General features: G+C 72.6%; 20 protein-coding genes. 12 read left to right on the top strand and 8 right to left on the bottom strand.

The genetic code is table 11. The features are described from left to right. Together ACFVU9_RS41715 and ACFVU9_RS41720 are read right to left on the bottom strand one after the other, a co-directional pair. Positions 1-190, bottom strand: a 190-nt coding sequence (locus ACFVU9_RS41715; protein ID WP_387602658.1) for an ASCH domain-containing protein, incomplete at its 3' end; no start/stop codon positions are given. A 177-nt stretch (positions 191-367) separates the two neighbouring features. After that, complete coding sequence (locus tag ACFVU9_RS41720) at positions 368-1660, bottom strand: tetratricopeptide repeat protein (protein ID WP_387602661.1); 1293 nt, start codon at positions 1658-1660, stop codon at positions 368-370. A 286-nt stretch (positions 1661-1946) separates the two neighbouring features. Here ACFVU9_RS41720 and ACFVU9_RS41725 point away from each other — a divergent pair, with 286 nt between their 5' ends. After that, a complete protein-coding gene (locus ACFVU9_RS41725; protein WP_387602664.1) occupies positions 1947-2387 on the top strand; it encodes an ATP-binding protein in 441 nt (146 codons plus the stop codon). A 13-nt stretch (positions 2388-2400) separates the two neighbouring features. After that, positions 2401-2961, top strand: coding sequence for a hypothetical protein (locus ACFVU9_RS41730; RefSeq protein WP_387602667.1), 561 nt, complete (start codon positions 2401-2403; stop codon positions 2959-2961). A gap of 623 nt (positions 2962-3584) precedes the next feature. Here the strand turns inward: ACFVU9_RS41730 and dapD are convergent. Further along, positions 3585-4574: a 2,3,4,5-tetrahydropyridine-2,6-dicarboxylate N-succinyltransferase gene (gene dapD, locus ACFVU9_RS41735; RefSeq protein WP_387602670.1), complete on the bottom strand. Its 990-nt coding sequence runs from the start codon at positions 4572-4574 to the stop codon at positions 3585-3587. Positions 4575-4715: 141 nt separating this feature from the next. On the opposite strand from dapD, the gene ACFVU9_RS41740 reads away from it, so the two are divergent. The 3 genes from ACFVU9_RS41740 (at position 4716) to argF (ending at position 10248) form a co-directional block, all read left to right on the top strand. Then, complete coding sequence (locus ACFVU9_RS41740) at positions 4716-6395, top strand: 3' terminal RNA ribose 2'-O-methyltransferase Hen1 (protein WP_387602673.1); 1680 nt, start codon at positions 4716-4718, stop codon at positions 6393-6395. Then, positions 6392-9046 carry a polynucleotide kinase-phosphatase gene (locus tag ACFVU9_RS41745; RefSeq protein ID WP_387602676.1) on the top strand — a complete coding sequence of 885 codons (2655 nt, stop codon included), beginning with the start codon at positions 6392-6394 and terminating at the stop codon, positions 9044-9046. Before ACFVU9_RS41740 ends, ACFVU9_RS41745 begins: the two co-directional genes overlap by 4 nt. A 200-nt stretch (positions 9047-9246) precedes the next feature. Beyond that, complete coding sequence (argF, locus tag ACFVU9_RS41750) at positions 9247-10248, top strand: ornithine carbamoyltransferase (RefSeq protein WP_387602679.1); 1002 nt, start codon at positions 9247-9249, stop codon at positions 10246-10248. Between the two features lie 15 nt (positions 10249-10263). Here the strand turns inward: argF and ACFVU9_RS41755 are convergent, their stop codons facing one another. The 3 genes from ACFVU9_RS41755 to ACFVU9_RS41765 form a co-directional block, all read right to left on the bottom strand. Beyond that, positions 10264-10797, bottom strand: coding sequence for a superoxide dismutase family protein (locus ACFVU9_RS41755; RefSeq protein WP_380444508.1), 534 nt, complete (start codon positions 10795-10797; stop codon positions 10264-10266). Between the two features lie 112 nt (positions 10798-10909). After that, positions 10910-11317, bottom strand: a complete 408-nt coding sequence (locus ACFVU9_RS41760; protein ID WP_380444509.1) for a type II toxin-antitoxin system VapC family toxin — start codon at positions 11315-11317, stop codon at positions 10910-10912. Positions 11318-11472: 155 nt separating this feature from the next. Further along, on the bottom strand, positions 11473-11850 hold the full coding sequence (locus ACFVU9_RS41765; RefSeq protein WP_387602683.1) for a hypothetical protein: 378 nt from the start codon (positions 11848-11850) through the stop codon (positions 11473-11475). 13 nt (positions 11851-11863) lie between these two features. Between ACFVU9_RS41765 and ACFVU9_RS41770 the strand changes: the two genes are divergently transcribed. The 4 genes from ACFVU9_RS41770 to ACFVU9_RS41785 all read left to right on the top strand — a co-directional run bounded on the left by ACFVU9_RS41770 (position 11864) and on the right by ACFVU9_RS41785 (position 16609). Continuing rightward, positions 11864-12889 carry a hypothetical protein gene (locus tag ACFVU9_RS41770; RefSeq protein ID WP_387602686.1) on the top strand — a complete coding sequence of 342 codons (1026 nt, stop codon included), beginning with the start codon at positions 11864-11866 and terminating at the stop codon, positions 12887-12889. Continuing rightward, positions 12886-13032, top strand: a complete 147-nt coding sequence (locus ACFVU9_RS41775) for a hypothetical protein (RefSeq protein WP_380444512.1) — start codon at positions 12886-12888, stop codon at positions 13030-13032. The genes ACFVU9_RS41770 and ACFVU9_RS41775 overlap by 4 nt, the downstream gene beginning before the upstream one ends. Positions 13033-13254: 222 nt before the next feature. Further along, the gene (gene acnA / locus ACFVU9_RS41780; RefSeq protein ID WP_380444513.1) at positions 13255-15900 is read left to right on the top strand and encodes an aconitate hydratase AcnA; all 2646 of its coding nucleotides are present in this window, start codon (positions 13255-13257) and stop codon (positions 15898-15900) included. 79 nt (positions 15901-15979) lie between these two features. After that, positions 15980-16609, top strand: a complete 630-nt coding sequence (locus tag ACFVU9_RS41785; protein WP_380498626.1) for a maleylpyruvate isomerase family mycothiol-dependent enzyme — start codon at positions 15980-15982, stop codon at positions 16607-16609. Between the two features lie 176 nt (positions 16610-16785). Here the strand turns inward: ACFVU9_RS41785 and pepN are convergent, their stop codons facing one another. Further along, positions 16786-19350 (bottom strand): aminopeptidase N, encoded by a 2565-nt coding sequence (gene pepN / locus ACFVU9_RS41790; protein WP_387602690.1) that lies wholly within the window; start codon positions 19348-19350, stop codon positions 16786-16788. 227 nt (positions 19351-19577) lie between these two features. Here pepN and ACFVU9_RS41795 point away from each other — a divergent pair, with 227 nt between their 5' ends. Continuing rightward, positions 19578-20210 carry a disulfide bond formation protein DsbA gene (locus tag ACFVU9_RS41795; protein ID WP_380444516.1) on the top strand — a complete coding sequence of 211 codons (633 nt, stop codon included), beginning with the start codon at positions 19578-19580 and terminating at the stop codon, positions 20208-20210. 77 nt (positions 20211-20287) lie between these two features. Here ACFVU9_RS41795 and ACFVU9_RS41800 read toward each other — a convergent pair whose 3' ends face one another. Further along, positions 20288-21697, bottom strand: a complete 1410-nt coding sequence (locus ACFVU9_RS41800; protein WP_380500162.1) for an amino acid permease — start codon at positions 21695-21697, stop codon at positions 20288-20290. Between the two features lie 264 nt (positions 21698-21961). Between ACFVU9_RS41800 and ACFVU9_RS41805 the strand changes: the two genes are divergently transcribed. Together ACFVU9_RS41805 and ACFVU9_RS41810 are read left to right on the top strand one after the other, a co-directional pair. Then, complete coding sequence (locus ACFVU9_RS41805) at positions 21962-22561, top strand: biotin transporter BioY (protein WP_380444518.1); 600 nt, start codon at positions 21962-21964, stop codon at positions 22559-22561. Positions 22562-22638: 77 nt separating this feature from the next. Next, positions 22639-23124, top strand: coding sequence for a ribose-5-phosphate isomerase (locus tag ACFVU9_RS41810; protein WP_380500163.1), 486 nt, complete (start codon positions 22639-22641; stop codon positions 23122-23124). The last annotated feature ends 58 nt before the right edge of the window (positions 23125-23182 follow it).

Genomic DNA, 23182 nt, shown 5'->3' on the forward strand with positions numbered 1-23182 from the left:
CCACTCCGCCCCCGGCCGGGCACACGGGGGGCCCCCCGGCGCGGGGGGGGCCGCCCCCGGGGCCCTGGAGAAGCACATCGCCATTTCTCATACTCGGATAGCCGACGCGCACCTCGATCGTCTTGGTGCCATCGGCGATCAGGTTGAGGTAGGGGCGGCGGATCTGGATGACGCGTTCCTGCACGGGCATTGGTGTCTCCACTTCTACGCTGGGGTGGGCATCAGCGGCCCCTTCGGACCTCTCCCCTGGCCGGAGGGCCCGACGATGGCGGAGCCCACTCGCCGCGCCAACGCCCAGAAGTAACCAAATGGCTCCGCTACCCCATCGATGGGGTAGCGGAGCCTCGGACAACGTGCCCGTTTCCGGTCAGGCCGCCTTCGCCATCGGTCGAGCACGGTCGCACAGGTCACGTGCGTACCGGTTGCCCTGGTAAGGCTTGATCATGGCCATCATCGAGCGGAAGCGGTCGTCGGCCCGGCCGGACTGGACAGTCGGGTAGTCGTCGAGAGCGCGATGCCAGTCCGCGCAGGCTTCTTCGAGGCGGCCGGCCTGCAACTTCCACTCTGCGAGCATGCCCGTCATCCGCACCCGATTGCGCACGTACACGGAGTACCGCAGGCGGTCGGACGCCTCCATCGCAGCGATGGCGCCAGTCTTGTCCCCGAGCTCCCAGCGGACCTTGGCCTCGTGGTACGCAAGGGAGGACGGATCATAGGAGCCGAACGCCTTCGCCTTGGACTCGGCCTGCTCCATCGCAACTTCCGCTAGACGCAGGTGGTACAGGGCTCCGGCCTTGTCTCCGGTCTGGGCGCTGGCGTGGGCCTGTTGGCCGGCGAGGAAGGCCCTCATGCGGGGGCCGGCCTGCGGGGAGGCGGCCGAGGCGGCGTCCGCGAACCGCATGGCGGTACTGCCGTGGCCGAGGTCGACGGCCTGCACGCTCATGCCGCGCAGGGTGGTGCAGTACGTGAGGTGATCGCCCGCGTGCCCGGCCAGTTCCAGGGCCTTCATGTAGTAGCGCTGGGCCAGGGCATCATGGCGTTCGTCCATGGCCATGTAGCCGGTCAGGTAGCAGTGGTCGGCGGCGGCCGACAGCATCGCCTTGCGGACATCCTCGGTGGCGTCCGCCTGCAGGTACGGGGCAATTGTGTTGACCAGGAACGAGGCGGCCATCGGGCGGGCCATCCGGCCGCCGAACTGATCGTCCAGGTCGCTGATCCGTTCGGTCATCGCGGCGACCGCCCGGACCTCCTCCATGCCGATCCGCAGATGTGGGTTGGTCCGTCGCCTCTCGAAGCGGCCCGCCAGGTCGGGCCAGCCCGGAATGGTGAGGGCCACTGAGTACAGGCCTGCCGTGAGGACTCCGCGCCGGGATGGATCCATATCGAGGCTCCCCAAGTCGATCAGCCCTGACACCGTATCTGTCGACTGGTCAACGTTGGCAGGCACGTCGCGGAATCCGGCCTCGAAAGCGGTGATCGGCCGCTTGAGCCTCCGCGCCAGCGTCTCCAGGACCACCGGCAGGGCCTTCGCCGCGGGCGAGGTGCCGCCGAGCCAATGAGAGACGGCCGAGGCGTCGTACTTGAGCCGTTGCCCGGTCTCAGTGCCGGTCCGGTTGACAGCCCGTGCCAGCTCGCCGTTCCCCCAAGCGGCTTCGGTCATCAATGAGGCGAGCTTGCGGTTTGGCTCACGGCCAGTTCGCACGACAGTTCCCCCTTGCAGGCGTGTTTCAAGGGTTTCAACTTCCCGGCTCGCCTCGACCATAGCCGACTGCAGGGCAGGGATGTTGACTGTTCGTCATCAGCCAGTCACCAGCGGTGGCTCGGCCGGCCGCTCGGGTCTATTACCCGGGAGCGGCGGGTCGACCTCGGCGCCATCCAGTCGCCCGAGCAGGCCCAGTGCATGGCTCACTCCATTCGAATGCACTCTTCCCTTGAGGTACTTCGCCATGCTCAAAACCCGCCAGCCCCGCACGTTCGCCGCCCGCCTCGACTCGCGGGCCGAATCCACGCCCCTGGCCCGGCGCTTGCTCCGTGCGTACCTCTCCGCGCTCCCCTCCGGCGACCGCTACTCCGACGTCGCCGAGCTGCTCCTTGGCGAACTCTTCGCCAACGCCGTCCAGCACTCCGACGCGCCCACCGACCGCCTCATCGAGGTCCGCTTCGCCTTCATCAACGATCGCCTGCGCCTCGAAGTCCACGACGCGAGCAGCGGGCGCCCCTGCCTCCGTTCCCCCTCCCTGTCCGACGTGCACGGGCGCGGCCTCTTCCTCGTCAACGAACTGGCCGAGCGCTGGGGTTGCTGCCCGCGATCCGGCGGCGTCGGCAAGTTCGTGTGGGCCCTGGTCGCCCCCTCTTCCTCCTTCGCCTCCACCTTCCTCACCGTCTGAACGGGTGCCAACCATGCGACTCTCCCTCGCCGCCCGGCACCTGTTCGACACGGGCTCCACGTCCGCCGAGGTCTACGCCATCCTCGCCCGCCGCACCCGCGACCCCCTCCGTGCCGCCCGCGCGGTCTGCCTCGCCCTCGGTGTCCCGGCCGCCGACACCAAGCTCCGGCTCGACGACTGCTTCGACGCCCTGCTCGACAACTCCCGCCCCGGCTTCGAGGCCGACACCGGTGAACTCCTCGAAGCCCTCGGCGTGTTCGACATCCCCAAGGATCTCGACGCCCGCGACCTCGCCGTCATCGACCTCTTCCTCACCGCGATCGACGCCCTCGGCGGCATCCGCGCCGGCCACCGGCACGGCCTCGCCCGCTGGTTCACCACGGGCAACCTCACTGCCGCCTACCTCTCCCTCGCCGCCACCCACCCCCGCCCCACCACCGGCAACCCCTCCCACTACTGGTCGGCCCTCGTCACCGCCGGTGAACTCCTCGCCGCCTCCCCCACCCCCGACCCCCGCATCAAACCCGCCCTCACGCAGTGCCGCACCCGCGCCACTCAGACCACCACCCTGTAAGCGCAGGAAGTCGACCTCGCAGACTTCCTGTGCGGCACGCGCCCCGGGCCACTGGCGCCCCATTCCACGGACCGAGAGGGCGAGATGACCACCACCCAGCACGCCGCCGCACACGCCGTCGCCGACCGGCTCCACGGCCGCCCGGCCGTTCGCAGCTTCCTGGAGGGCCCCGAGCTGACGGCGGCCTGCCTGAGCATGGTCCTGCTGGTCCGCGAGGACGGCGAGGACGCCGACCGGCCGATGCCGACGGTCACCGTCGCCGAGATCCCGCAGACCGTGCGGGAGAGCAGCAGCGTTGAAGAGGATCTGGAGCCGCTGGGGGGAGTGCTCTGTGGCGCTTGCTCGGCGCTGGTGTACCTGGAGCCGAGCAGCCCAGGGGAACGCGCAGGGCTGTTTGGAATCGAGGGTAGGTGGCGGGCGGGGGCGGCGGGGGTGGGGGGTGGGCCTCAGATGGCAGTGGAGGAGGAAGGGTTGGGGGCCTGGGGAGGGGCCCAGGAAGAACGCGATCCCCGAAGCCTCAAAACAGCTCAGCCCAGCCCCAGCACAGTGCCCCAGCACAGTGCCCCAGCACAGTGCCCCAGCGCCGGGAGTCGGCGCCGGGGCACTGAGGGGAGCCGGGTGGCTCAGTTGTGGGCGTGGAGGTCGGCGTTGAGGCCGCCCCAGGAGCCGGAACGGGCGATGACCTCGACGGCGCCGCTCTGGGAGTTGCGGCGGAACAGGAGGTTGTCCTGGCCGGACAGCTCGACGGCCTTGGCGATCTTGCCGTCGGGCGTGGTGACCCGGGTCCCCGCGGTGACGTAGAGGCCGGCCTCGACGACGCAGTCGCTGCCGAGCGAGATGCCGATGCCGGCGTTGGCGCCGAGCAGGCAGCGCTCGCCGACCGAGACGACCTGCTTGCCGCCGCCGGACAGGGTGCCCATGATCGAGGCGCCGCCGCCGATGTCGCTGTGGTCGCCGACGACGACGCCCGCGCTGATCCGGCCCTCGACCATGGAGGTGCCGAGGGTGCCGGCGTTGAAGTTGACGAAGCCCTCGTGCATCACGGTGGTGCCCGCGGCGAGGTGCGCGCCGAGGCGCACGCGGTCGGCGTGGGCGATGCGCACGCCGGACGGGGCGACGTAGTCGGTCATCCGCGGGAACTTGTCGATCCCGTACACGGCGAGCTGGCCGCCCTGCGCGCGGACGGCGAGGCGGGCCGACTCGACCCGGTCGACCGGGACGGGGCCGATGCTGGTCCAGGCGACGTTGGCGAGCAGGCCGAAGATGCCGTCCAGGTTCTGGCCGTGCGGCCGGACGAGGCGGTGGCTGAGCAGGTGCAGGCGCAGGTACACGTCGTGCGTGTCGAGCGGCTTCTCGTCCAGCGAGGCGATGGTGGTGCGTACGGCGACCACCTCGACGCCGCGCCGGGTGTCGGCGCGCAGCGCCTCGGCGGCGCCGGTGCCGAGCTCGGCCTCGGCCTGCTCGGCGGTGAGCCGGACGGTCCCGGCGGGGCCGGGCTCGGTGGTCAGGACGGGGGCGGGGAACCAGGTGTCGAGGACGGTTCCGTCGGCGGCGATGGTGGCCAGACCGGCGGCGACGGCGCCGTTCGGGAGCGTGGTGGATTCAGCAGTCACACCGTGCACGTTAACCAATGCGGGGGCCGGGCGCCGAAAACGCCCACCGTCCGGACACGCCGGGCGCGGGGCGTCGCCGACCGGCCGTGGGCTGGGAAAACCCGGTGCCGAGGGGATCACCGCTCGGCAATACTCGGGCAGGTGTTCATGTCGATTTCCACCACCGGCAGCGCCGAGAGCCCGGCAACGGATCTCGGGTTCCTGCTGCACAAGCATCCCGGCAAGGTCCAGCGGTTCACGACGTCGCACGGCGAGGCCCACGTCTTCTACCCGGAGGCGGGGGACGAGCTCTGCACGGCGGCGCTGCTGCTGGACGTCGATCCGATCGCGCTGGTCCGCAAGGGCCGTGGCAAGGGCCGCGGCGGCTCGCCCGACTTCGCGCTCGCCCAGTACGTCAACGACCGGCCGTACGCCGCCTCCTCGCTGCTCGCGGTGGCGCTGCGGACGGTGTTCCGGTCGGCGATGAAGGGCGTGTGCCAGGCCCGTCCCGAGCTGCCCGAGCTGGCGCGTCCGCTGCGCATCGCGCTGCCCGCGGTGCCCGCGAACGGCGTGGGCGAGGGCGGCGGCCCGGAGATGGTGGCCCGGCTGTTCGAGCCGATGGGCTGGCGGGTCGAGGCGGAGGCGGTCCCGCTGGACGAGGCGTTCCCGGAGTGGGGCGAGTCGCGGTACGTGCGGATCGAACTGGCCGCGGAGTCCGTGCGCCTGTCCGACGCGCTCCATCAGCTGTACGTGCTGCTGCCGGTGCTGGACGGTGCCAAGCACTACTGGGTGGCCCCGGACGAGGTGGACAAGCTGCTGGCCGCGGGGGAGGGCTGGCTGGCCGATCACCCCGAGCGGGCCCTGATCACCCGGCGCTACCTGTCGCGGCGCTGGTCGCTGACCAGGGCGGCGATGGAGCGCCTGGAGCTGGCCCGTCTCGCGGAGGCGGACGACCGCGAGGTCGAGGAGATCGACAACGCGGTCGCCGACGAGCCCGACGAGACCGCCCAGGAGATCCCGGGCGCGCCCACCGGCACCGCGCCCGCATCCGGCAACCCCGGCAACCCCGGCAACCCCGGCAACCCCGGCAACCCCGGCAACCCCGGCAACCCCGAGAACCCCGAAGCCCCGGCCCCCGGGAAGCAGCCGTCCCTCGCCGAGCAGCGCCGCGCCGCGATCCTGGCGGCCCTGCGCGAGACCGGTGCGACGAAGGTCGCCGACCTCGGCTGCGGCCAGGGCGAGCTGATCGGAGCGCTGCTGAAGGACGCCCGGTTCACCGGGATCCTCGGTGTGGACGTGTCCGTGCGGGCGCTGCGGGTGGCGGCCCGCAAGCTGCGCCTGGAGCGACTGCCGGAGCGGCAGGCGGCCCGGGTGACGCTGGCGCAGGGCGCGCTGACGTATACGGACGCGCGGCTGAAGGGCTTCGACGCGGCGGTGCTGTGCGAGGTGATCGAGCACCTGGACCTGCCCCGGCTGCCCGCGTTGGAGTCCGCGGTGTTCGGCTCGGCCCGTCCGGGCGCGGTCGTCGTGACCACGCCGAACGCGGAGTACAACGTGCGCTGGGAGAGCCTGCCGGCGGGCGCCGTCCGGCACGCGGACCACCGCTTCGAGTGGTCGCGGGCCGAGTTCCGGGCCTGGGCCGAGCGGGTGGCCTCGGCGTACGGCTACACCGTCGAGCTGCGCCCGGTCGGTCCGCAGGACCCGGAGGTCGGCCCGCCGACCCAGCTGGCCCTCTTCCGCACCGCCGCCGGCACCACCACCGACACCGCCGCCACCACCGCCGATACAGAAACCACCACCGCCACCACCACCCCGACGCCCGAAGGAGGCGAACCCCGATGACCGACGAAGCAACCCCGGCCTCCGACGAGGCACGGACCCCCGAAGCACCGTCCGTCCCGGCCGCCCCCCGCCGCCTCCCCGTCACGGACGTCTCCCTCGTCGTCCTGATCGGCACGAGCGGCTCGGGCAAGTCCACCTTCGCCCGCCGCCACTTCCTGCCCACCCAGGTCGTCTCCTCCGACTTCTGCCGCGGCCTGGTCGCCGACGACGAGAACGACCAGTCGGCCTCCGCCGAGGCCTTCGACGTCCTGCACTACATCGTCGGCAAGCGCCTCGCCGCCGGCCGTCTGACGGTCGTGGACGCGACCAACGTCCAGCCCGAGGCGCGCCGCCGGCTGGTGAAGATCGCGCGCGACCACGACGTGCTGCCGATCGCGATCGTCCTGGACGTCCCGCCCGGTGTCTGCGCGGAGCGCAACCGCACCCGGCCGGACCGCCAGCTGCCGCCCCACGTCATCCCCCGCCAGAACCGCGAACTTCGGCGCTCCCTGCGCGGGTTGGAGCGCGAGGGCTTCCGCAAGGTGCACATCCTGCGCGGCGCGGCGGAGGTGGCGGCGGCCGGGATCGAGCTGGAGAAGCGCTACAACGACCTGCGCCACCTCACCGGCCCGTTCGACGTCGTCGGCGACATCCACGGCTGCCGATCCGAGCTGGAGACCCTGCTGACCCGCCTCGGCTACGTCCTCACCCGGGACGCCGAGGGGCGCCCGGTGGACGCCGCGCACCCGGACGGCCGCACCGCCGTCTTCGTCGGAGACCTGGTCGACCGCGGCCCGGACACCCCCGGCGTGCTGCGCCTGGTGATGGGCATGGTGGCGGCCGGCCACGCGCTGTGCGTGCCGGGCAACCACGAGAACAAGCTGGGCCGCGCGATGGACGGCAAGAAGGTCACCGTCTCGCACGGCCTCCAGGAGTCGCTGGACCAGCTGGCGGGCGAGAGCGAGGAGTTCAGGGCCGAGGTGCGCGCGTTCATGCGCGGCCTGGTCAGCCACTACCTGCTGGACGGCGGCGCGCTGGTGGTGTGCCACGCCGGTCTGCCGGAGAAGTACCACGGCCGGGCCTCCGGCCGGGTGCGCTCGCACGCGCTGTACGGGGAGACGACCGGCGAGACCGACGAGTACGGCCTGCCGGTGCGCTACCCGTGGGCGGAGGAGTACCGGGGCCGGGCGCTGGTGGTCTACGGCCACACGCCGGTGCCGACGGCGGGCTTCGTCAACAACACCATCTGCCTGGACACCGGCGCCGTGTTCGGTGGCAGCCTGACGGCGCTGCGCTACCCGGAGCGCGAGCTGGTGAGCGTGGCGGCCGAGCGCGAGTGGTACGCGCCGGTGCGTCCGATGATCACCGACGCGCCGGGCGCGCGGGAGGGCCGTCCGCTGGACCTCGCCGACGTGGCGGGCCGGCGGATCGTCGAGACCGGGCTGCACGGCCGGGTCGCCGTCCGGGAGGAGAACGCGGCGGCGGCGCTGGAGGTGATGAGCCGCTTCGCGCTGGATCCGCGGCTGCTCGCCTACCTGCCGCCGACGATGGCCCCGACGGCCACCTCCCGCCGGGACGGCTTCCTGGAGCACCCAGACGAGGCGTTCGCCGCCTTCCGGGCGGACGGCGTCCGGCAGGTCGTGTGCGAGGAGAAGCACATGGGCTCGCGCGCGGTGGTGCTGGTGGCCCGGGACGAGGCGGCGCTGGAGAAGCGCTTCGGCGTGGCCGGTCCCGGTGCGATCTGGACCAGGACGGGCCGCGCGTTCCTCAGCGACGACGCCCTGACGGCCGCGGTGCTGGGCCGGGTGCGGGCCGCCGCCGAGCGGGCCGGGCTGTTCGAGGAGCTGGGCACCGGCTGGCTGCTGCTCGACGCCGAGCTGATGCCGTGGTCCCTGAAGGCCGTCGAGCTGCTGCGCCGCCAGTACGCGGCGGTCGGCGCGGCGGCGGGCGCCGCGTTGCCGGTGGTGCTGTCGGCGCTGGAGCAGGCGGCCGGGCGCGGTCTGGACGTCGAGGGGCTGACGGCCCGGCAGCGGCAGCGCGCCGCCGACGCGGGGGCGTTCACCGAGGCGTACCGGCGCTACTGCTGGCCGACCGAGGGGCTGTCCGGCGTCCGGCTCGCGCCGTTCCAGGTGCTGGCCGCCGAGGGGGCGAACCTCGCGGTGCGCCCGCACGACGAGCACCTCGCCTGGATCGACCGCCTGGTGGACGCCGACGCCGCCGCGACCACGTCCGCGGGCGGTCCGGCCGCGCCCCTGCTCCACCGCACCGGCCGGCTCGTGGTGGACACCGCCGACGAGGCGTCCGTGGCCGCGGGCGTCGCGTGGTGGGAGGAGCTGACCGGGGCCGGCGGCGAGGGCATGGTGGTGAAGCCACTGGGCTCGCTGGTGCGCACGGAGCGCGCCGAGGGCCGTCCGGGCGGCCTGGTCCAGCCCGGCGTCAAGGTGCGCGGCCGCGAGTACCTGCGCATCATCTACGGCCCGGACTACACCGAGCACCTGGACCGGCTGCGCGAGCGCGCCCTCGGCCACAAGCGCTCGCTGGCGCTGCGCGAGTACGCGCTGGGCCTGGAGGCGCTGGACCGGCTGGCGGCGGGCGAGCCGCTGTGGCGGGTGCACGAGGCGGTGTTCGCGGTCCTGGCCCTGGAGTCCGAACCGGTCGACCCGCGCCTGTAGGAGCACCGTGCCGGGGTGGGGGCCGGGGCGAGACCCGGGGCAGGAGCCGGGGTGAGAATCGAGGGGGAGTCCGACCGGGCTCCCCCTCGGCCGTTCCGCTCGGCCGTTCCCCTCCCGTCCACCCCCACTCTGCATATAAATTCAGAGCATCGTATACACTTGCCGCTTTCCCGTCCGTCCCGTCACCCCAGGAGCCCGGCATGGCCTTCAACCTCCGGAACAGGCACTTCCTCAAGGAGCTCGACTTCACTCCCCAGGAGTTCCGCTTCCTGGTGGACCTCGCGGCCCGGCTCAAGGCGGCGAAGTACGCGGGCACGGAGCAGCCCCGGCTGCGCGGCAAGAACATCGCGCTGATCTTCGAGAAGACCTCCACCCGGACCCGCTGCGCCTTCGAGGTCGCCGCGCACGACCAGGGCGCGAGCACCACCTACCTGGACCCGTCCGGTTCGCAGATCGGCCACAAGGAGTCGATCAAGGACACCGCCCGGGTGCTGGGCCGGATGTTCGACGGCATCGAGTACCGCGGCCACGGCCAGGAGGTCGTCGAGGAGCTCGCCGCGCACGCGGGCGTGCCGGTCTGGAACGGCCTGACCGACGAGTGGCACCCGACCCAGATGCTGGCCGACGTGCTCACCATGACCGAGCACACGGCCAAGCCGCTCACCGGCATCGCCTTCGCCTACCTCGGCGACGCCCGCTCCAACATGGGCAACTCGCTGCTGGTCACCGGCGCCCTGCTCGGCATGGACGTCCGGATCGTCGCGCCGCGCGCGGTCTGGCCGGCCGAGGACGTCCGGAAGGCGGCGCACGCGCTCGCCGAGACCACCGGCGCCCGGATCACCCTCACCGAGGACGTGGCCGAGGGCGTGGCCGGCGCCGACTTCCTCTACACGGACGTCTGGGTCTCGATGGGCGAGCCCAAGGAGGTCTGGGCCGAGCGGATCGAGCTGCTCAAGCCGTACCAGGTGTCGATGGACACCGTCCGGGTCACCGGCAATCCGGACGTGAAGTTCCTGCACTGCCTGCCGGCCTTCCACGACCTCGGCACCGAGGTCGGGCGGCAGATGTACGAGGCCACCGGGATGACCGAGCTGGAGTGCACCGACGAGCTGTTCGAGTCGGCGCACTCCATCGTGTTCGACCAGGCGGAGAACCGGCTGCACACCATCAAGGCGGTCCTGGTCGCCACCCTCGGGTCCTGAGGAGCGCCGGACGGGCTACCGGTCCAGCTTGATGCAGCCCACCCGGTCCGCCGCCGCGTGCGGGCCGGCCGGGGTGCCCGCGTGCAGCACCAGCGAGCGGGCCTCGCCGGCCCGCGCCTGCCAGTCCACCGCGGCCGTGGCGGTGCCGTCGCCCCGGTCGTCGGTGCGCAGCACGAGCCGCAGCTCGTTGCGGTCGTTGGCGTAGGCCGGGTCGGTGGACGGCTGCACCGGGTCGACGACGTTCTGGTAGTGCGGCCCGGACGAGGTCGGCACGGTCCCGCAGGTGCCGGTGTGCAGGTGGACCGGGAACTCGTGGCCGGGCGCGAGTCCGGTGACGGCCAGGGTGAGCACCGTCCGCCCGGCCGTCGAGCGGTCGGTGACGACGGTGGCGTGCGAGCCGTACGGCACGAGGTCGTCGGCGTAGCTGATGGCGGCGGGCGGGACGAAGGCCGAGGCCGGGTCGAAGTCGGCCTCGATGACGGACACCGGTGCGACGGCGGGTGCGAGCAGCGCGAGCGGCAGCAGGGCGGAGGCGAACGGGAGGGGCATCGGCGGGCCTTCCACGGGCGGGGTGACGGTCGCCGTGCTCAACGCGCCCGGGCCGCCCGGGACACCGCCCCGGCAGGGCCGCCCGGGACACCCCCGCCCGGGGGCGGCCCGGCTACTCCGGTGTGCGCCGGATGCCGCGGATCTCGCAGCGCGGCCCGCTGGCCCGCATGAGCCGCAGGTCCGCGGTGATCAGCGGCGCCCCGTACCGCTCGGCGACGGCGACGTACGCGGCGTCGTCCGGGGTGAGGTTGTCCTTGAGCTCCCAGATCCGGCCGAGCAGCGGCGCCACCTCGACCTTGCGAATCGCCACCGCGGCCAGTTCGCCGGTGAGTTCGGCGACCCGTCCGGCGGTGAGCTCCTTGGCCAGGTAGAGGCCGCGCAGCGACTGCATCACCTCGACGATGACGTGCTCCGGCGCCAACCACTCGCCGTCGGCCGCCAGTTCGGCCCGGGCCGCGGCACCGCGCGGCCCCTCGTCGGCCAGCGCGAGCACCAGCGCGGACGCGTCCACCACGATCATCAGCCGACCCCTGCCCGTCCCCGGCGTTCCCGCACGTCACCGACTCCCCGCCACCGTACCGGCCCGGCCCCCACCCGCCGGAACCGGGCCGTGGGGCCAGACCGTGGAACCGGGCCGCGGGGCCGGGCCGCCGGAACCGGGCCGTGGAACCGCGGTCAGCCGCCGAGGAACGGTGCGGCCAGCAGCCCCGCGAGCATGGAGGTGGCGTTGGCGGTGCCGGAGGCGATCCAGGGGAGCGGGTCGCGCGGGCGCAGGCCCGTGAGCGGGCGGAGGAGGAGGGCCTCGACGGCGCAGACCGCCGCCTCGCTGAGGCCGAAGGCCGTCCAGTACGCTGCGGCGGGCCCGCCGGTCCAGTGCCGGAGGGTCCACCAGAGCACGGGGTGCGTCGCCAGGTTGACCAGCACGGCGGCGGCCGCGGCCCGGCCCGGGCGGACGGGCCCGGCGAGGCTCAGGGCGGCGGTGTAGACGGGTGTCTCGGTCAGCAGCGTGAGGGCCAGGGCCACGGGGTAGCGCACGGCAGGGGATCGTGCCATGGGGAGGGGGAGCGTGGCGATCACGGGTGCGGGGGCGGCCCGCGGCGGGGCCTGGCCGGCGGCCGGGCCGGGGCTGCGGCTGGGCGCTGCGCCGCAGGCGGGTTTCGTGGTGGCGGGCGCGCTGGCGCTGGTGCTGGCGCTGCGGGCGCCGACCGGGCTGGCGGTGCTGGGGCTGGCGGCCTTCGGGCTGCTCCACAACGTGCTGGAACTGCGGTACGTGGCGGGCCGCTTCGCGGTGGTGCTGGCGGGTCCGCTGCTGCGGCTGCTGCTCGTCCTCGTCACCGGCATCGTCGTGTGCCGGCTGCTGCCGCCGTCCGCCTACTCCCGGTCGGCGGAGATCCTGCTGGCGTACGGGCTGCTGGTGGCGGCGAGTTGGTACGGGCTGCGCTCGCGTCCGGTGCTGCTGGCGGGTGCCGTGGCGGTGCTGGCGGTCGCCGCCGCCGGGTCGCTGTCGTTCCCGGCGTACCACTTCGTGGTGCTGGCGCACCTGCACAACGTGGTGCCGCTGCTGTTCCTGTGGGAGTGGTCGCGGCGGCTGGCGCGGGGGCGTGCGCTGTTCCTGGCGCTGCAGTTCACGTGGGTGCTGCTGGTGCCGGCCCTGCTGCTGAGCGGGCTGCTGGACGGCCTGCTGGCGGGCGCTACGGGCACGGCGGGCGGCTGGACGGCCCGCCTGGAGAGCTCCTACACGCCGCCCGCGTGGCTGGCCTCGCACCTCGGCCTGCGCTTCCTGGCGGTGTTCGCGTTCCTGCAGACGATGCACTACGTGGTGTGGGTGTGGTTCCTGCCGCGCTACGCGCCGGAGGCGGCCGAGGGTTTCGAGGCCCGGGTGCCGGCGCTGCGCGGTGCGCGCGCGTGGGCGCTGGGGGCGGCGGCGGGCGGGGTGCTGGCGGTGCTGTTCGCGGCCGACTACGCGCAGGGCCGCGCGCTGTACGCGGCGGTGGCGAGCTATCACGCCTACCTGGAGTTCCCGGTGCTGCTGATGCTGGTCCTGGGGGCCGCCCACGAGGGTGCCTCCGTGCGAATCGAGGAGAAGACATGACGAGGATGCTGGCCGATGTCGCCCCGGCGCCGGTGGCCGGAGGCGGGCTGCTGCTGGTCCTGCTGCTGCTCGGCGGGGTGGTGGCGGGGGCGGTGTGGCTGATCCGGCTGGAGCGCAAGCGGCGCGGCCCGGACGGTCGCTGAACTGGGCGGACGCCGACCCGGGCATGCCTGCGGTGGTGAACGCGGCGGCATGCACTATGGTTTATCTCGACATCGAGATAACTGCCCCTTACCATATATCTCGACATCAAGATACTTGCCGAGAGGCGCTCACCGGCGATGGCGGCAAGGTCAGCCTAAGTAAGGCTGACCTTACCACCGTGGTGGCCGGATATCGCGTGAAGCACCCAGAAGGAGTCAGTCGTGTCCGCGAACAGCTTCGACGCCCGCAGCTCGCTGCAGGTGGGCGACGAGTCGTACGAGATCTTCAAGCTCTCCGCCGTCGAGGGTTCCGAGCGGCTGCCCTACAGCCTCAAGGTGCTGCTGGAGAACCTGCTGCGCACCGAGGACGGCGCGAACATCACCGCCGCCCACATCGGCGCGCTCGGCAACTGGGACGCCACCGCCCAGCCGAGCCAGGAGATCCAGTTCACCCCGGCCCGCGTGATCATGCAGGACTTCACCGGCGTGCCGTGCGTGGTCGACCTCGCCACCATGCGCGAGGCCGTCAAGGAGCTGGGCGGCGACCCGGCCAAGATCAACCCGCTGGCCCCGGCCGAGCTGGTCATCGACCACTCGGTCATCGCCGACAAGTTCGGCACCCCGGACGCCTTCGTCCAGAACGTCGAGATCGAGTACGGCCGCAACAAGGAGCGCTACCAGTTCCTGCGCTGGGGCCAGACCGCGTTCGACGAGTTCAAGGTCGTCCCGCCGGGCACCGGCATCGTCCACCAGGTGAACATCGAGCACCTGGCCCGCACGGTCATGGTCCGTAACGGCCAGGCCTACCCGGACACCTGCGTCGGTACCGACTCGCACACCACCATGGTCAACGGCCTGGGCGTGCTGGGCTGGGGCGTCGGCGGCATCGAGGCCGAGGCCGCCATGCTGGGCCAGCCGGTCTCCATGCTGATCCCGCGCGTCGTCGGCTTCAAGCTGACCGGCCAGCTGCCGGCCGGCACCACCGCCACCGACCTCGTCCTCACCATCACCGAGATGCTGCGCAAGCACGGTGTGGTCGGCAAGTTCGTCGAGTTCTACGGCGACGGCATCGGCGCCATCCCGCTGGCCAACCGCGCCACCATCGGCAACATGTCGCCGGAGTTCGGCTCCACCTGCGCGATCTTCCCGATCGACGCGGAGACCATCAACTACCTGAAGCTCACCGGCCGCGACGAGCAGCAGCTCGCCCTGGTCGAGGCGTACGCCAAGGAGCAGGGCCTCTGGCACGACCCGTCGGTCGAGCCGGTCTACTCCGAGTACCTGGAGCTGGACGTCTCCACCGTCGTCCCGTCGATCTCCGGCCCGAAGCGCCCGCAGGACCGCGTGATCCTGGCCGAGGCCGCCGAGCGGTTCGCCGAGGCGCTGCCGGCCTACTCGGCCGAGGCCTCCAAGCCGACCACCGTCACCGCCCCCGACGGCTCGACGTACGAGATCGACAACGGCGCGGTCGTGATCGCCTCGATCACCTCCTGCACCAACACCTCCAACCCCTCCGTCATGCTGGGCGCCGCCCTGCTGGCGAAGAAGGCCGTGGAGAAGGGCCTGACGGTCAAGCCCTGGGTCAAGACCACCCTGGCGCCCGGCTCCAAGGTCGTCATGGACTACTACGAGAAGGCCGGCCTGCTCCCGTACATGGAGAAGCTGGGCTTCAACCTGGTGGGCTACGGCTGCGTCACCTGCATCGGCAACTCGGGCCCGCTGCCCGAGGAGGTCTCGGCCGCCGTCAACGAGTCCGACCTCGCCGTCGTCTCGGTGCTCTCCGGCAACCGCAACTTCGAGGGCCGGATCAACCCGGACGTCAAGATGAACTACCTGGCCTCCCCGCCGCTGGTGGTCGCCTACGCCCTCGCCGGCAACATGAACGTCGACATCACCAAGGACGCCCTGGGCCAGGACGCCGACGGCAACGACGTCTTCCTCGCCGACATCTGGCCGTCCGAGCAGGAGGTCGCCGCCACCGTCGCCGGCTCCATCGACCAGGACATGTTCGACAAGGGCTACCAGGACGTCTTCGCCGGCGACCACCGCTGGCAGTCGCTCCCGGTCCCGACCGGCAACACCTTCGAGTGGGACGCCGAGTCCACCTACGTCCGCAAGCCCCCGTACTTCGAGGGCATGGCCAAGACCCCGAGCCCGGTGACCGACATCGCCGGCGCCCGCGTCCTGGCCAAGCTGGGCGACTCGGTCACCACCGACCACATCTCCCCGGCCGGCAACATCAAGCCGGGCACCCCGGCGGCGCAGTACCTGACCGCCAACGGCGTCGAGAAGCGCGACTTCAACAGCTACGGCTCGCGCCGCGGCAACCACGAGGTCATGATCCGCGGCACCTTCGCCAACATCCGCCTGCGCAACCAGATCGCGCCGGGCACCGAGGGCGGCTACACCCGCGACTTCACCCAGGCCGACGGCCCGGTGTCGTTCATCTACGACGCCTCGCAGAACTACCAGGCCGCCGGCACCCCGCTGGTCGTCCTGGCCGGCAAGGAGTACGGCTCCGGCTCGTCCCGCGACTGGGCCGCCAAGGGCACCGCGCTCCTGGGCGTCAAGGCCGTCATCGCCGAGTCGTACGAGCGCATCCACCGCTCGAACCTGATCGGCATGGGCGTCCTGCCGCTGCAGTTCCCGGAGGGCCAGAACGCCGACTCCCTCGGCCTGACCGGCGAGGAGACCTTCTCCATCACCGGCGTGACCGAGCTCAACGACGGCACCACCCCGGCGACCGTCAAGGTCGTCGCCGGCGCCGTCGAGTTCGACGCGGTCGTCCGCATCGACACCCCCGGTGAGGCGGACTACTACCGCAACGGCGGCATCCTGCAGTACGTGCTGCGCTCGCTGATCGGCTGAGCACACCCGTAGCGCCAGGCCGGCCGGGTCGCATCCCCTCGGGGGTGCGGCCCGGCCGTCGTGGTAGTACCACGGAAGCATGGCGACGACACCGGACACCTGGGGGACGATCCACGCCGAGCGGCGCGCCCTGCTCGCCGACGTGCGGGACCTCACCCCGGAGCAGTGGGCGACCCCCTCGCTCTGCACCGGGCGGAGCGTGCAGGACACCCTCGCGCACATGGCGGCGACGGCCCGGATGACGCCGCCCGGCTTCTTCCTGAAGCTCGCCAGGGCGGGCTTCCGCTTCGAGGACATGGCCGCCCGCGAGATCGCCGAACTGACGAGCGGGACGCCCGCGGACACCCTCGCCGCCTTCCGGGCGCAGCTGGACTCGGTCGGCCACCCGCCGGGCCCGGTCGACAGCTGGCTGGGCGAGACGGTGGTGCACGCCGAGGACATCCGCCGCCCGCTCGGCCTCGCCCGGGCGTACCCGGTGGCGGCGCTGACCCGGCTGGCGGACTTCTACCGGGGCTCCAACCTGCTCATCGGCGGCAAGCGGAGGGTCGAGGGGCTGACCCTGCGGGCCACGGACGCGGACTGGACGGCGGGCAGCGGCCCCGAGGTGCGGGGCCCGGTGCTCGCGCTCCTGCTGGCGGTCACCGGGCGCAAGGTGGCGCACGCCGAGCTGGAGGGCGAGGGCCTGCCGCTGCTGGCCTCGCGCAACTGACGCTCCAGGCAGGGACGTTCACGCAAACACGTTCACGCAAACACGTTCACGCAAACACGTTCACGCAAACACGTTCACGCAAGCACGTTCACGCAGCGACGTTCACGCAACGACGTTCACGCAACGACGGAGGGGCCCGCCGTCCGTACGGCGGGCCCCTCGTCTTCCGTGAACGGTCAGGCCCGGTCGCAGGCCTGGGCGCGCAGGGCGCGGGCGAGGTCGTCCCGGCGCTCGATCACCAGGCGGCGCAGCGCGGGCGCCGCGTCGGGGTGGCCCTCCAGCCAGGCGTCGGCCTCGGCGAGGGTCGGCTCGCCGATCTGGGCGCTCGGGAAGAAGCCGCCGACGAAGCGCATCGCGATCTCGATGGTGCGCTCGGCCCAGATCTTCTCCAGGAGCTTGAAGTAGGGCGCCGCGTAGAGGGCGGTGAGGTCGCGGTGGGCGGGCAGCGCGAAGCCGGCGATGTTGGCCTCGACCAGGGCGTTGGGCAGTTCGTCGGAGTCGACGACGGCCGACCAGGCGGCGGCCTTGGCCTCGGGGGTGGGGCGGGCGGCCAGGCACTGGGTGTACTGGCGCTTGCCGCCGGCGGTGTTGTCGGCGGCGAGCTCCCCGGCGAGCTCGTCGTCGGAGGCCTGCCCGGCGGCGGCCAGGGCGAGCCACAGCGCCCAGCGCAGCTCCTGGTCGACGTCGAGGCCGTCGATCCGGGCGCTGCCGGCGAGCAGGCCGCGGACCAGGCCGAGGTGTTCGGCGCCGCCCGCGGTCTGGGCGAGGAAGCGGGCCCAGGCGAGCTGGTGGTCGCTGCCGGGGACGGCCCCGCGCAGTTCGCGCAGGGCGCCGTCGGCGAGCAGCCGGCCGCCCTCGGCGCGCCAGGCGGGGTCGGCGTAGAGGTCGACGGCGGTCTTGGCCTGGGTGTGCAGGGACTGCAGGACGCCGATGTTGCCCTCCTGGCCGGCGAAGCGCAGCACCAGGGCGACGTAGTCGCGGGCGGGCATGAGGCCGTCGCGGGTGAGGTTCCAGACGGCGGACCAGGCGAGGGCGCGGGCGAGGTCGTCGCCGATCTCGCCGAGGCCGGTGCGCAGGGTCTCCAGCGAGGCGTCGTCGAAGCGGATCTTGCAGTAGGTGAGGTCGTCGTCGTTGAGCAGGACGAGCGCCGGGCGGGGGCGGCCGGCGGCCTCGGCGACGACGGTGCGGGCGCCGGTGACGTCGAGCTCGATCCGGGCGGTGCGCACCAGCGTGCCGTCGGAGTCGTGGTCGTAGAGGCCGACGGCGATCCGGTGCGGGCGCAGCACGGCCCCGTCCTGGAGGACGGCGAGTTCGGTGATCCGGCCCTCGGCGTCGGCGGTGACCTGCGGGGTGAGCGAGTTGACGCCGGCGGTCTGCAGCCAGGCGGCGGCCCAGGACTTGAGGTCGCGGCCGCTGGTCTCCTCCAGGATGCCCAGCAGGTCGGCGAGTTCGGTGTTGCCGAAGGCGTGGCGCTTGAAGTAGCGGCGGGCGCCCTCGAAGAAGGCGTCCGAACCGGCGTACGCGACCAGCTGCTTGAGGACGGAGGCGCCCTTGGCGTAGGTGATGCCGTCGAAGTTGAGCTTGGCGGCTTCGAGGTCGCGGATGTCGGCGGTGATGGGGTGGGTGGTGGGCAACTGGTCCTGCCGGTAGGCCCAGGCCTTGCGCTGGTTGGCGAAGGTGACCCAGGCCGAGCTGTAGCGGGTGCGGGCGCCGATCAGCCCGTAGGAGCCCATGAAGTCGGCGAAGGACTCCTTGAGCCACAGGTCGTCCCACCAGCGCATGGTGACGAGGTCGCCGAACCACATGTGCGCCATCTCGTGCAGGATGACGTTGGCGCGGCCCTCGTAGGCGGCGTCGGTGACCTTCGAGCGGAAGACGAAGTCCTCCTTGAAGGTGACGCAGCCGGGGTTCTCCATGGCGCCGATGTTGTACTCGGGCACGAAGGCCTGGTCGTACTTGCCGAACGGGTACGGGTAGTCGAACTGCTCGTGGAAGAAGTCGAGTCCGAGCTTGGTGACGCCGAGGATCTCGTCCGCGTCGAAGTGGCGCGCGAGGGACTTGCGGCACATCGCGGAGAGCGGGATCTCCAGGGTGGTGCCGTCGGGCAGCTCGCGGCTGTAGTGGTCGCGGGCGATGTGGTAGGGGCCGGCGACGACGGCGGTGAGGTAGGTGGAGATCGGCTTGGTCGGCGCGAACTCCCAGGTGCGGGCGCCCTCTTCGGTGTCGACGCGCTCGTGGACGGCGTTGGACCACACGTCCCACGCGGCCGGGGCGGTCACGGTGAAGGTGAACGGGGCCTTCAGGTCGGGCTGTTCGAAGGTGGCGAAGACGCGTCGGGCGTCGGCCGGCTCGTAGTGGGTGTAGAGGTAGGTCTCGCCGTCGGCCGGGTCGACGAAGCGGTGCAGGCCCTCGCCGGTGCGGCTGTAGGCGCAGTCGGCGTCGATGGTGAGGACGTTGTCGGCGGCGAGGCCGTCGACGTGGACGCGGGCGCCGTCGAAGGCGGTGGCCGGGTCGATCGCGCGGCCGTTCAGGGTGATCGAGCGGACGGCGGGGGCGAGCAGGTCGAGGAAGGTGGCGGTGCCGGGCCGGGCGCAGCGGAAGGCGACCGTGGTGGTGGAGCGGAAGGTCGCGGCCGCGGGGTCGGGCGCGGAGGTCACGTCCAGCCGGACCCGGTAGCCGTCCACGGTCAGGATGCTGGCCCGCTGCTGGGCTTCGTCGCGGCTCAGGTTCTTGCCCGGCACGGCGGTACTCCTTTGTCCGGCTCGCACGGTGGTGCGTTCTGGTCTGTGCTCTCCTGCGCGGCTTCGGCGCATCAGGGGCATCCTTTCACGCCGTCGCGCGCCAGTACCATTGCACAGGCCGGTGGGCCGGGGCGGAATCAGCGGGGCCGGGCGGGTGTTGGCGCCTGGACGGGGGGAACGCCTTTCCGCCCGTGATTTCCCCGGACACCTCACGAAGGACGACCGCAGTGACGACTGCCGCCGAGCGCAAGACCGCCGACTTCTGGTTCGACCCGCTGTGCCCGTGGGCGTGGATGACGTCCCGCTGGCTGATCGAGGTGCAGCAGCTGCGTCCGGTGGACGTGAACTGGCACGTGATGAGCCTGTCGGTGCTCAACGAGGGCCGCGACCTGCCGCAGCAGTACCGCGACCTGATGGACAAGGGCTGGGGCCCGGTCCGGGTGTGCGTCGCGGCGGCGCAGCAGCACGGCGAGGAGGTGCTCGGCCGGCTCTACACCGAGCTCGGCCTGCGCCTGCACAACCGGGCGATGCCGCTGGAGCGGGCGACGGTCGAGGAGGCGCTGGTCGCGGCGGGCCTGCCGGTCGAGCTGGCCGACGCGGCCGACACCGACGCGTACGACGAGGCCCTGCGCGCCTCGCACAAGGAGGGCATCTCGCTGGTCGGCGAGGACGTCGGCACCCCGGTGATCGCCGTCGAGGGCGCGGACGGCGACCGGGTCGCGTTCTTCGGCCCGGTGGTCACCCCGACCCCGCGCGGCGAGGCGGCGGCCCGGCTGTGGGACGGCACCCTGCTGGTGGCCTCCACCCCGGGCTTCTACGAGATCAAGCGCACCCGGACGGCGGGCCCGTCCTTCGAGTGACGCCCGCGGCGGAACGCGGGAGGCCCGGCACCACCTGGTGCCGGGCCTCCTCCCGTGCCTCTTCCGTGCGTGCGCCGCTACCGCGCGGCCGCGTCCCTGCGCTGCTTGAGCAGCCCGGCGGCGGTCAGCAGGGCGACCAGCACCCCCGCCGCGTACAGCTGCTGGCGGTTGCCCTCGGTGGTGGTCATCAGCGCGAGGATGCCGGCCACGGCGGCCATGGCCACCCAGGTCAGGTACGGGTAGCCCCACATCTTCACGGTGAGCAGCTCGGGCGCCTCGCGCTCCAGCCGGCGGCGCATCCTCAGCTGGACGAGGCAGATGAACAGCCAGACCACGAGGATCGCGACGCCGGTGGTGTTCATCAGCCAGGTGAACACCGTCGCGGGCCAGAACTTGGCGGCCAGCACGGCGCCGAAGCCGAACAGGCAGGAGGCCAGCACCGCCCGGCGCGGCACGCCGCCGCTCACCCGGGCCAGCGCCTTGGGGCCCTGTCCGCGGCCGACCAGCGAGTACGCCATCCGGGAGGCGCCGTAGATGTTGGCGTTCATCGCGGACAGCAGCGCGATCAGCACCACCGCCTCCATGATCGTCCCGGCGCCGGGCACCCCGAGGTGGCGCAGCACGGTGACGTACGGGCCGTCCTGGACGACGGCCGGGTCCTTCCAGGAGACGAGGGTGACGACCAGGGCCATCGAGCCGATGTAGAAGATCGCGATCCGCCAGACCGCCGTCCGCACCGCGTTGGCGACGTTCTTCTTCGGGTCGTCGGACTCGGCGGCGGCGATGGTGACGGTCTCCAGGCCGCCGTAGGCGAACACCGAGGCGAGCAGACCGACGATCAGTCCGCTGACGCCGGTGGGCAGGAAGCCGCCCTGGCCGGTCAGGTTGGTGGCGCCGGGGGCGCCGGGGCCGAGGACGCCGGCCACGCCGAGGCCGCCGAGGACCAGGAACGCGACGATCGCGGCGACCTTGATCGTGGCGAACCAGAACTCGAACTCGCCGAAGTTCTTCACGGCGGTGAGGTTGCTGGCGCAGAAGAAGACCATGAACAGGCCGACCCAGACCCACGCCGAGACGCCGGGTATCCAGCCGTTGACGATCTTCCCGGCCGCGGTGGCCTCGGCGGCGACTCCGCAGCACAGCATGACCCAGTACATCCAGCCGGCGGTGATCCCGGCCCAGGGGCCGATCTCCTTCTCGGCGTGGACGGAGAACGAGCCGGAGGCCGGGCGGGCGGCGGACATCTCGCCGAGCATCCGCATGATCAGCATGACCAGCAGGCCGGAGAGCGTGAACGCGAGGATGATGGCGGGCCCGGCCGCCGCGATGCCCGCGCCGGAGCCGACGAAGAGGCCGGCGCCGATCACCCCGCCGAGCGCGATCATCGACAGGTGGCGCTGCTTCAGCCCGTGCGAGAGCTGCTGACCGGCGGCCGGGGGAGCGGTGTCGCTGCTCCCGGGCGCCGGGGGCGCGGAGGTGGGGGCCATGGAGGGGGATCCAGACTGTGCGGAATGCGGCATGAGTTGTCCAATATCCGGGGACACCCCTGTCCATGCCAAGGGCGGGCGAGCCGGGCCCACCATGCGGACCCCGCGGTGACGCCGGGTCGGCGGGTGCTCACGTTCCGTCGATCGGGCGGTTCCGACAAGGTCCTGCGGTGGGGGTTTGTCCGAAACCGTGAAGGTGGCGGAGTCGATCACCGCGTAGGTTCACAGGTGTTCACTCACCTGGACCCCACGAGGAGTTCCCCCATGGCCATTGCCGGCACGTCGATACCGACCCGCGCCGTCCTCGCCGACCTGCTGCCCGCCGCCACCACCCGTCTCGGCGCGCAGGCCCGCGACCTCGCCCTGGTCGCCGGCGGCGCCGCGCTGACCGGCGTCGCCGCCCAGCTCTCGGTCAACGTCCCGGGCTCGCCGGTGCCCGTCACCGGCCAGACCTTCGCCGCCCTGCTGGTCGGCACCGCGCTCGGCGCCCGCCGCGGCGTCGCCTCGCTCGCCCTCTACCTGCTGGCCGGCCTGGCGGGCCTGCCCTGGTTCGCCGAGGGCACCTCGGGCTGGGCGATGCCCTCGCTCGGCTACGTGCTCGGCTTCGTCCTCGCGGCCGGCCTGACCGGCGCCCTGGCCCGCCGCGGCGCCGACCGCAGCCCGGTCAACACCGCCGTGACGATGGTCCTCGGCACCCTCGCGATCTACGCGGTGGGCGTCCCGTACCTGGCCTTCTCGCTGCACGTGCCGCTCGCCCGGGCCGCCGAGCTCGGCCTCTACCCGTACCTGGTCGGCGACGCCCTCAAGGCCGCGTTCGCCGCCGGCGCCCTCCCGCTCGTCTGGCGCCTGGCCGGCAAGCGGTAGCCGGCGGCGGCGGGCCGACGCGGGCGCCCGGCGCCCCCTGCGGAGCCCGGGTGCCCGCGCATGCCACACTCATGGGCATGCGCGTGTACCTGGGCTCCGACCATGCCGGATACGAACTGAAGAACCACCTCGTGGAGTGGCTCAAGGAGGCCGGCCACGAGCCGGTCGACTGCGGGCCGCACATCTACGACGCCGAGGACGACTACCCGCCGTTCTGCCTGCGCGCCGCCGAGCGCACCGCCGCCGACGCCGACGCCCTCGGCATCGTGATCGGCGGCTCGGGCAACGGCGAGGCGATCGCCGCCAACAAGGTCAAGGGCGTGCGGGCCGCACTGGCCTGGAGCGTGCAGACCGCCGAGCTCGGCCGCCAGCACAACAACGCCAACGTGATCTCGGTCGGCGGCCGCATGCACACCGTCGAGGAGGCCACCAAGTTCGTCGAGGTCTTCCTCGGCACCCCTTACAGCGGCGAGGCCCGGCACACCCGCCGGATCGAGATGCTGAGCGAGTACGAGACCACCGGCGAGCTCCCGCCCGTCCCGGCCCACCACCCCCAGGGCTGAGACGCTCCGCCCGCCGAATTCCCCACCGACCCTCCAGCGGCCGGCCTCGCTCCCAAGC

Source organism: Kitasatospora sp. NPDC057936, assembly GCF_042887525.1.
In the GTDB taxonomy this organism is placed as follows: Bacteria; Actinomycetota; Actinomycetes; order Streptomycetales; family Streptomycetaceae; genus Kitasatospora.

Bases quoted from the DNA above. Each gene is read 5' to 3' on its own strand.
- ACFVU9_RS41720 (WP_387602661.1), bottom strand. From the start codon at position 1,660: ATGACCGAAGCCGCTTGGGGGAACGGCGAGCTGGCACGGGCTGTCAAC.
- ACFVU9_RS41725 (WP_387602664.1), top strand. From the start codon at position 1,947: ATGCTCAAAACCCGCCAGCCCCGCACGTTCGCCGCCCGCCTCGACTCG.
- ACFVU9_RS41730 (WP_387602667.1), top strand. From the start codon at position 2,401: ATGCGACTCTCCCTCGCCGCCCGGCACCTGTTCGACACGGGCTCCACG.
- ACFVU9_RS41745 (WP_387602676.1), top strand. From the start codon at position 6,392: ATGACCGACGAAGCAACCCCGGCCTCCGACGAGGCACGGACCCCCGAA.
- argF (WP_387602679.1), top strand. From the start codon at position 9,247: ATGGCCTTCAACCTCCGGAACAGGCACTTCCTCAAGGAGCTCGACTTC.
- ACFVU9_RS41755 (WP_380444508.1), bottom strand. From the start codon at position 10,797: ATGCCCCTCCCGTTCGCCTCCGCCCTGCTGCCGCTCGCGCTGCTCGCA.
- ACFVU9_RS41760 (WP_380444509.1), bottom strand. From the start codon at position 11,317: ATGATCGTGGTGGACGCGTCCGCGCTGGTGCTCGCGCTGGCCGACGAG.
- ACFVU9_RS41765 (WP_387602683.1), bottom strand. From the start codon at position 11,850: ATGGCACGATCCCCTGCCGTGCGCTACCCCGTGGCCCTGGCCCTCACG.
- ACFVU9_RS41775 (WP_380444512.1), top strand. From the start codon at position 12,886: ATGACGAGGATGCTGGCCGATGTCGCCCCGGCGCCGGTGGCCGGAGGC.
- ACFVU9_RS41785 (WP_380498626.1), top strand. From the start codon at position 15,980: ATGGCGACGACACCGGACACCTGGGGGACGATCCACGCCGAGCGGCGC.
- ACFVU9_RS41800 (WP_380500162.1), bottom strand. From the start codon at position 21,697: ATGGCCCCCACCTCCGCGCCCCCGGCGCCCGGGAGCAGCGACACCGCT.
- ACFVU9_RS41805 (WP_380444518.1), top strand. From the start codon at position 21,962: ATGGCCATTGCCGGCACGTCGATACCGACCCGCGCCGTCCTCGCCGAC.
- ACFVU9_RS41810 (WP_380500163.1), top strand. From the start codon at position 22,639: ATGCGCGTGTACCTGGGCTCCGACCATGCCGGATACGAACTGAAGAAC.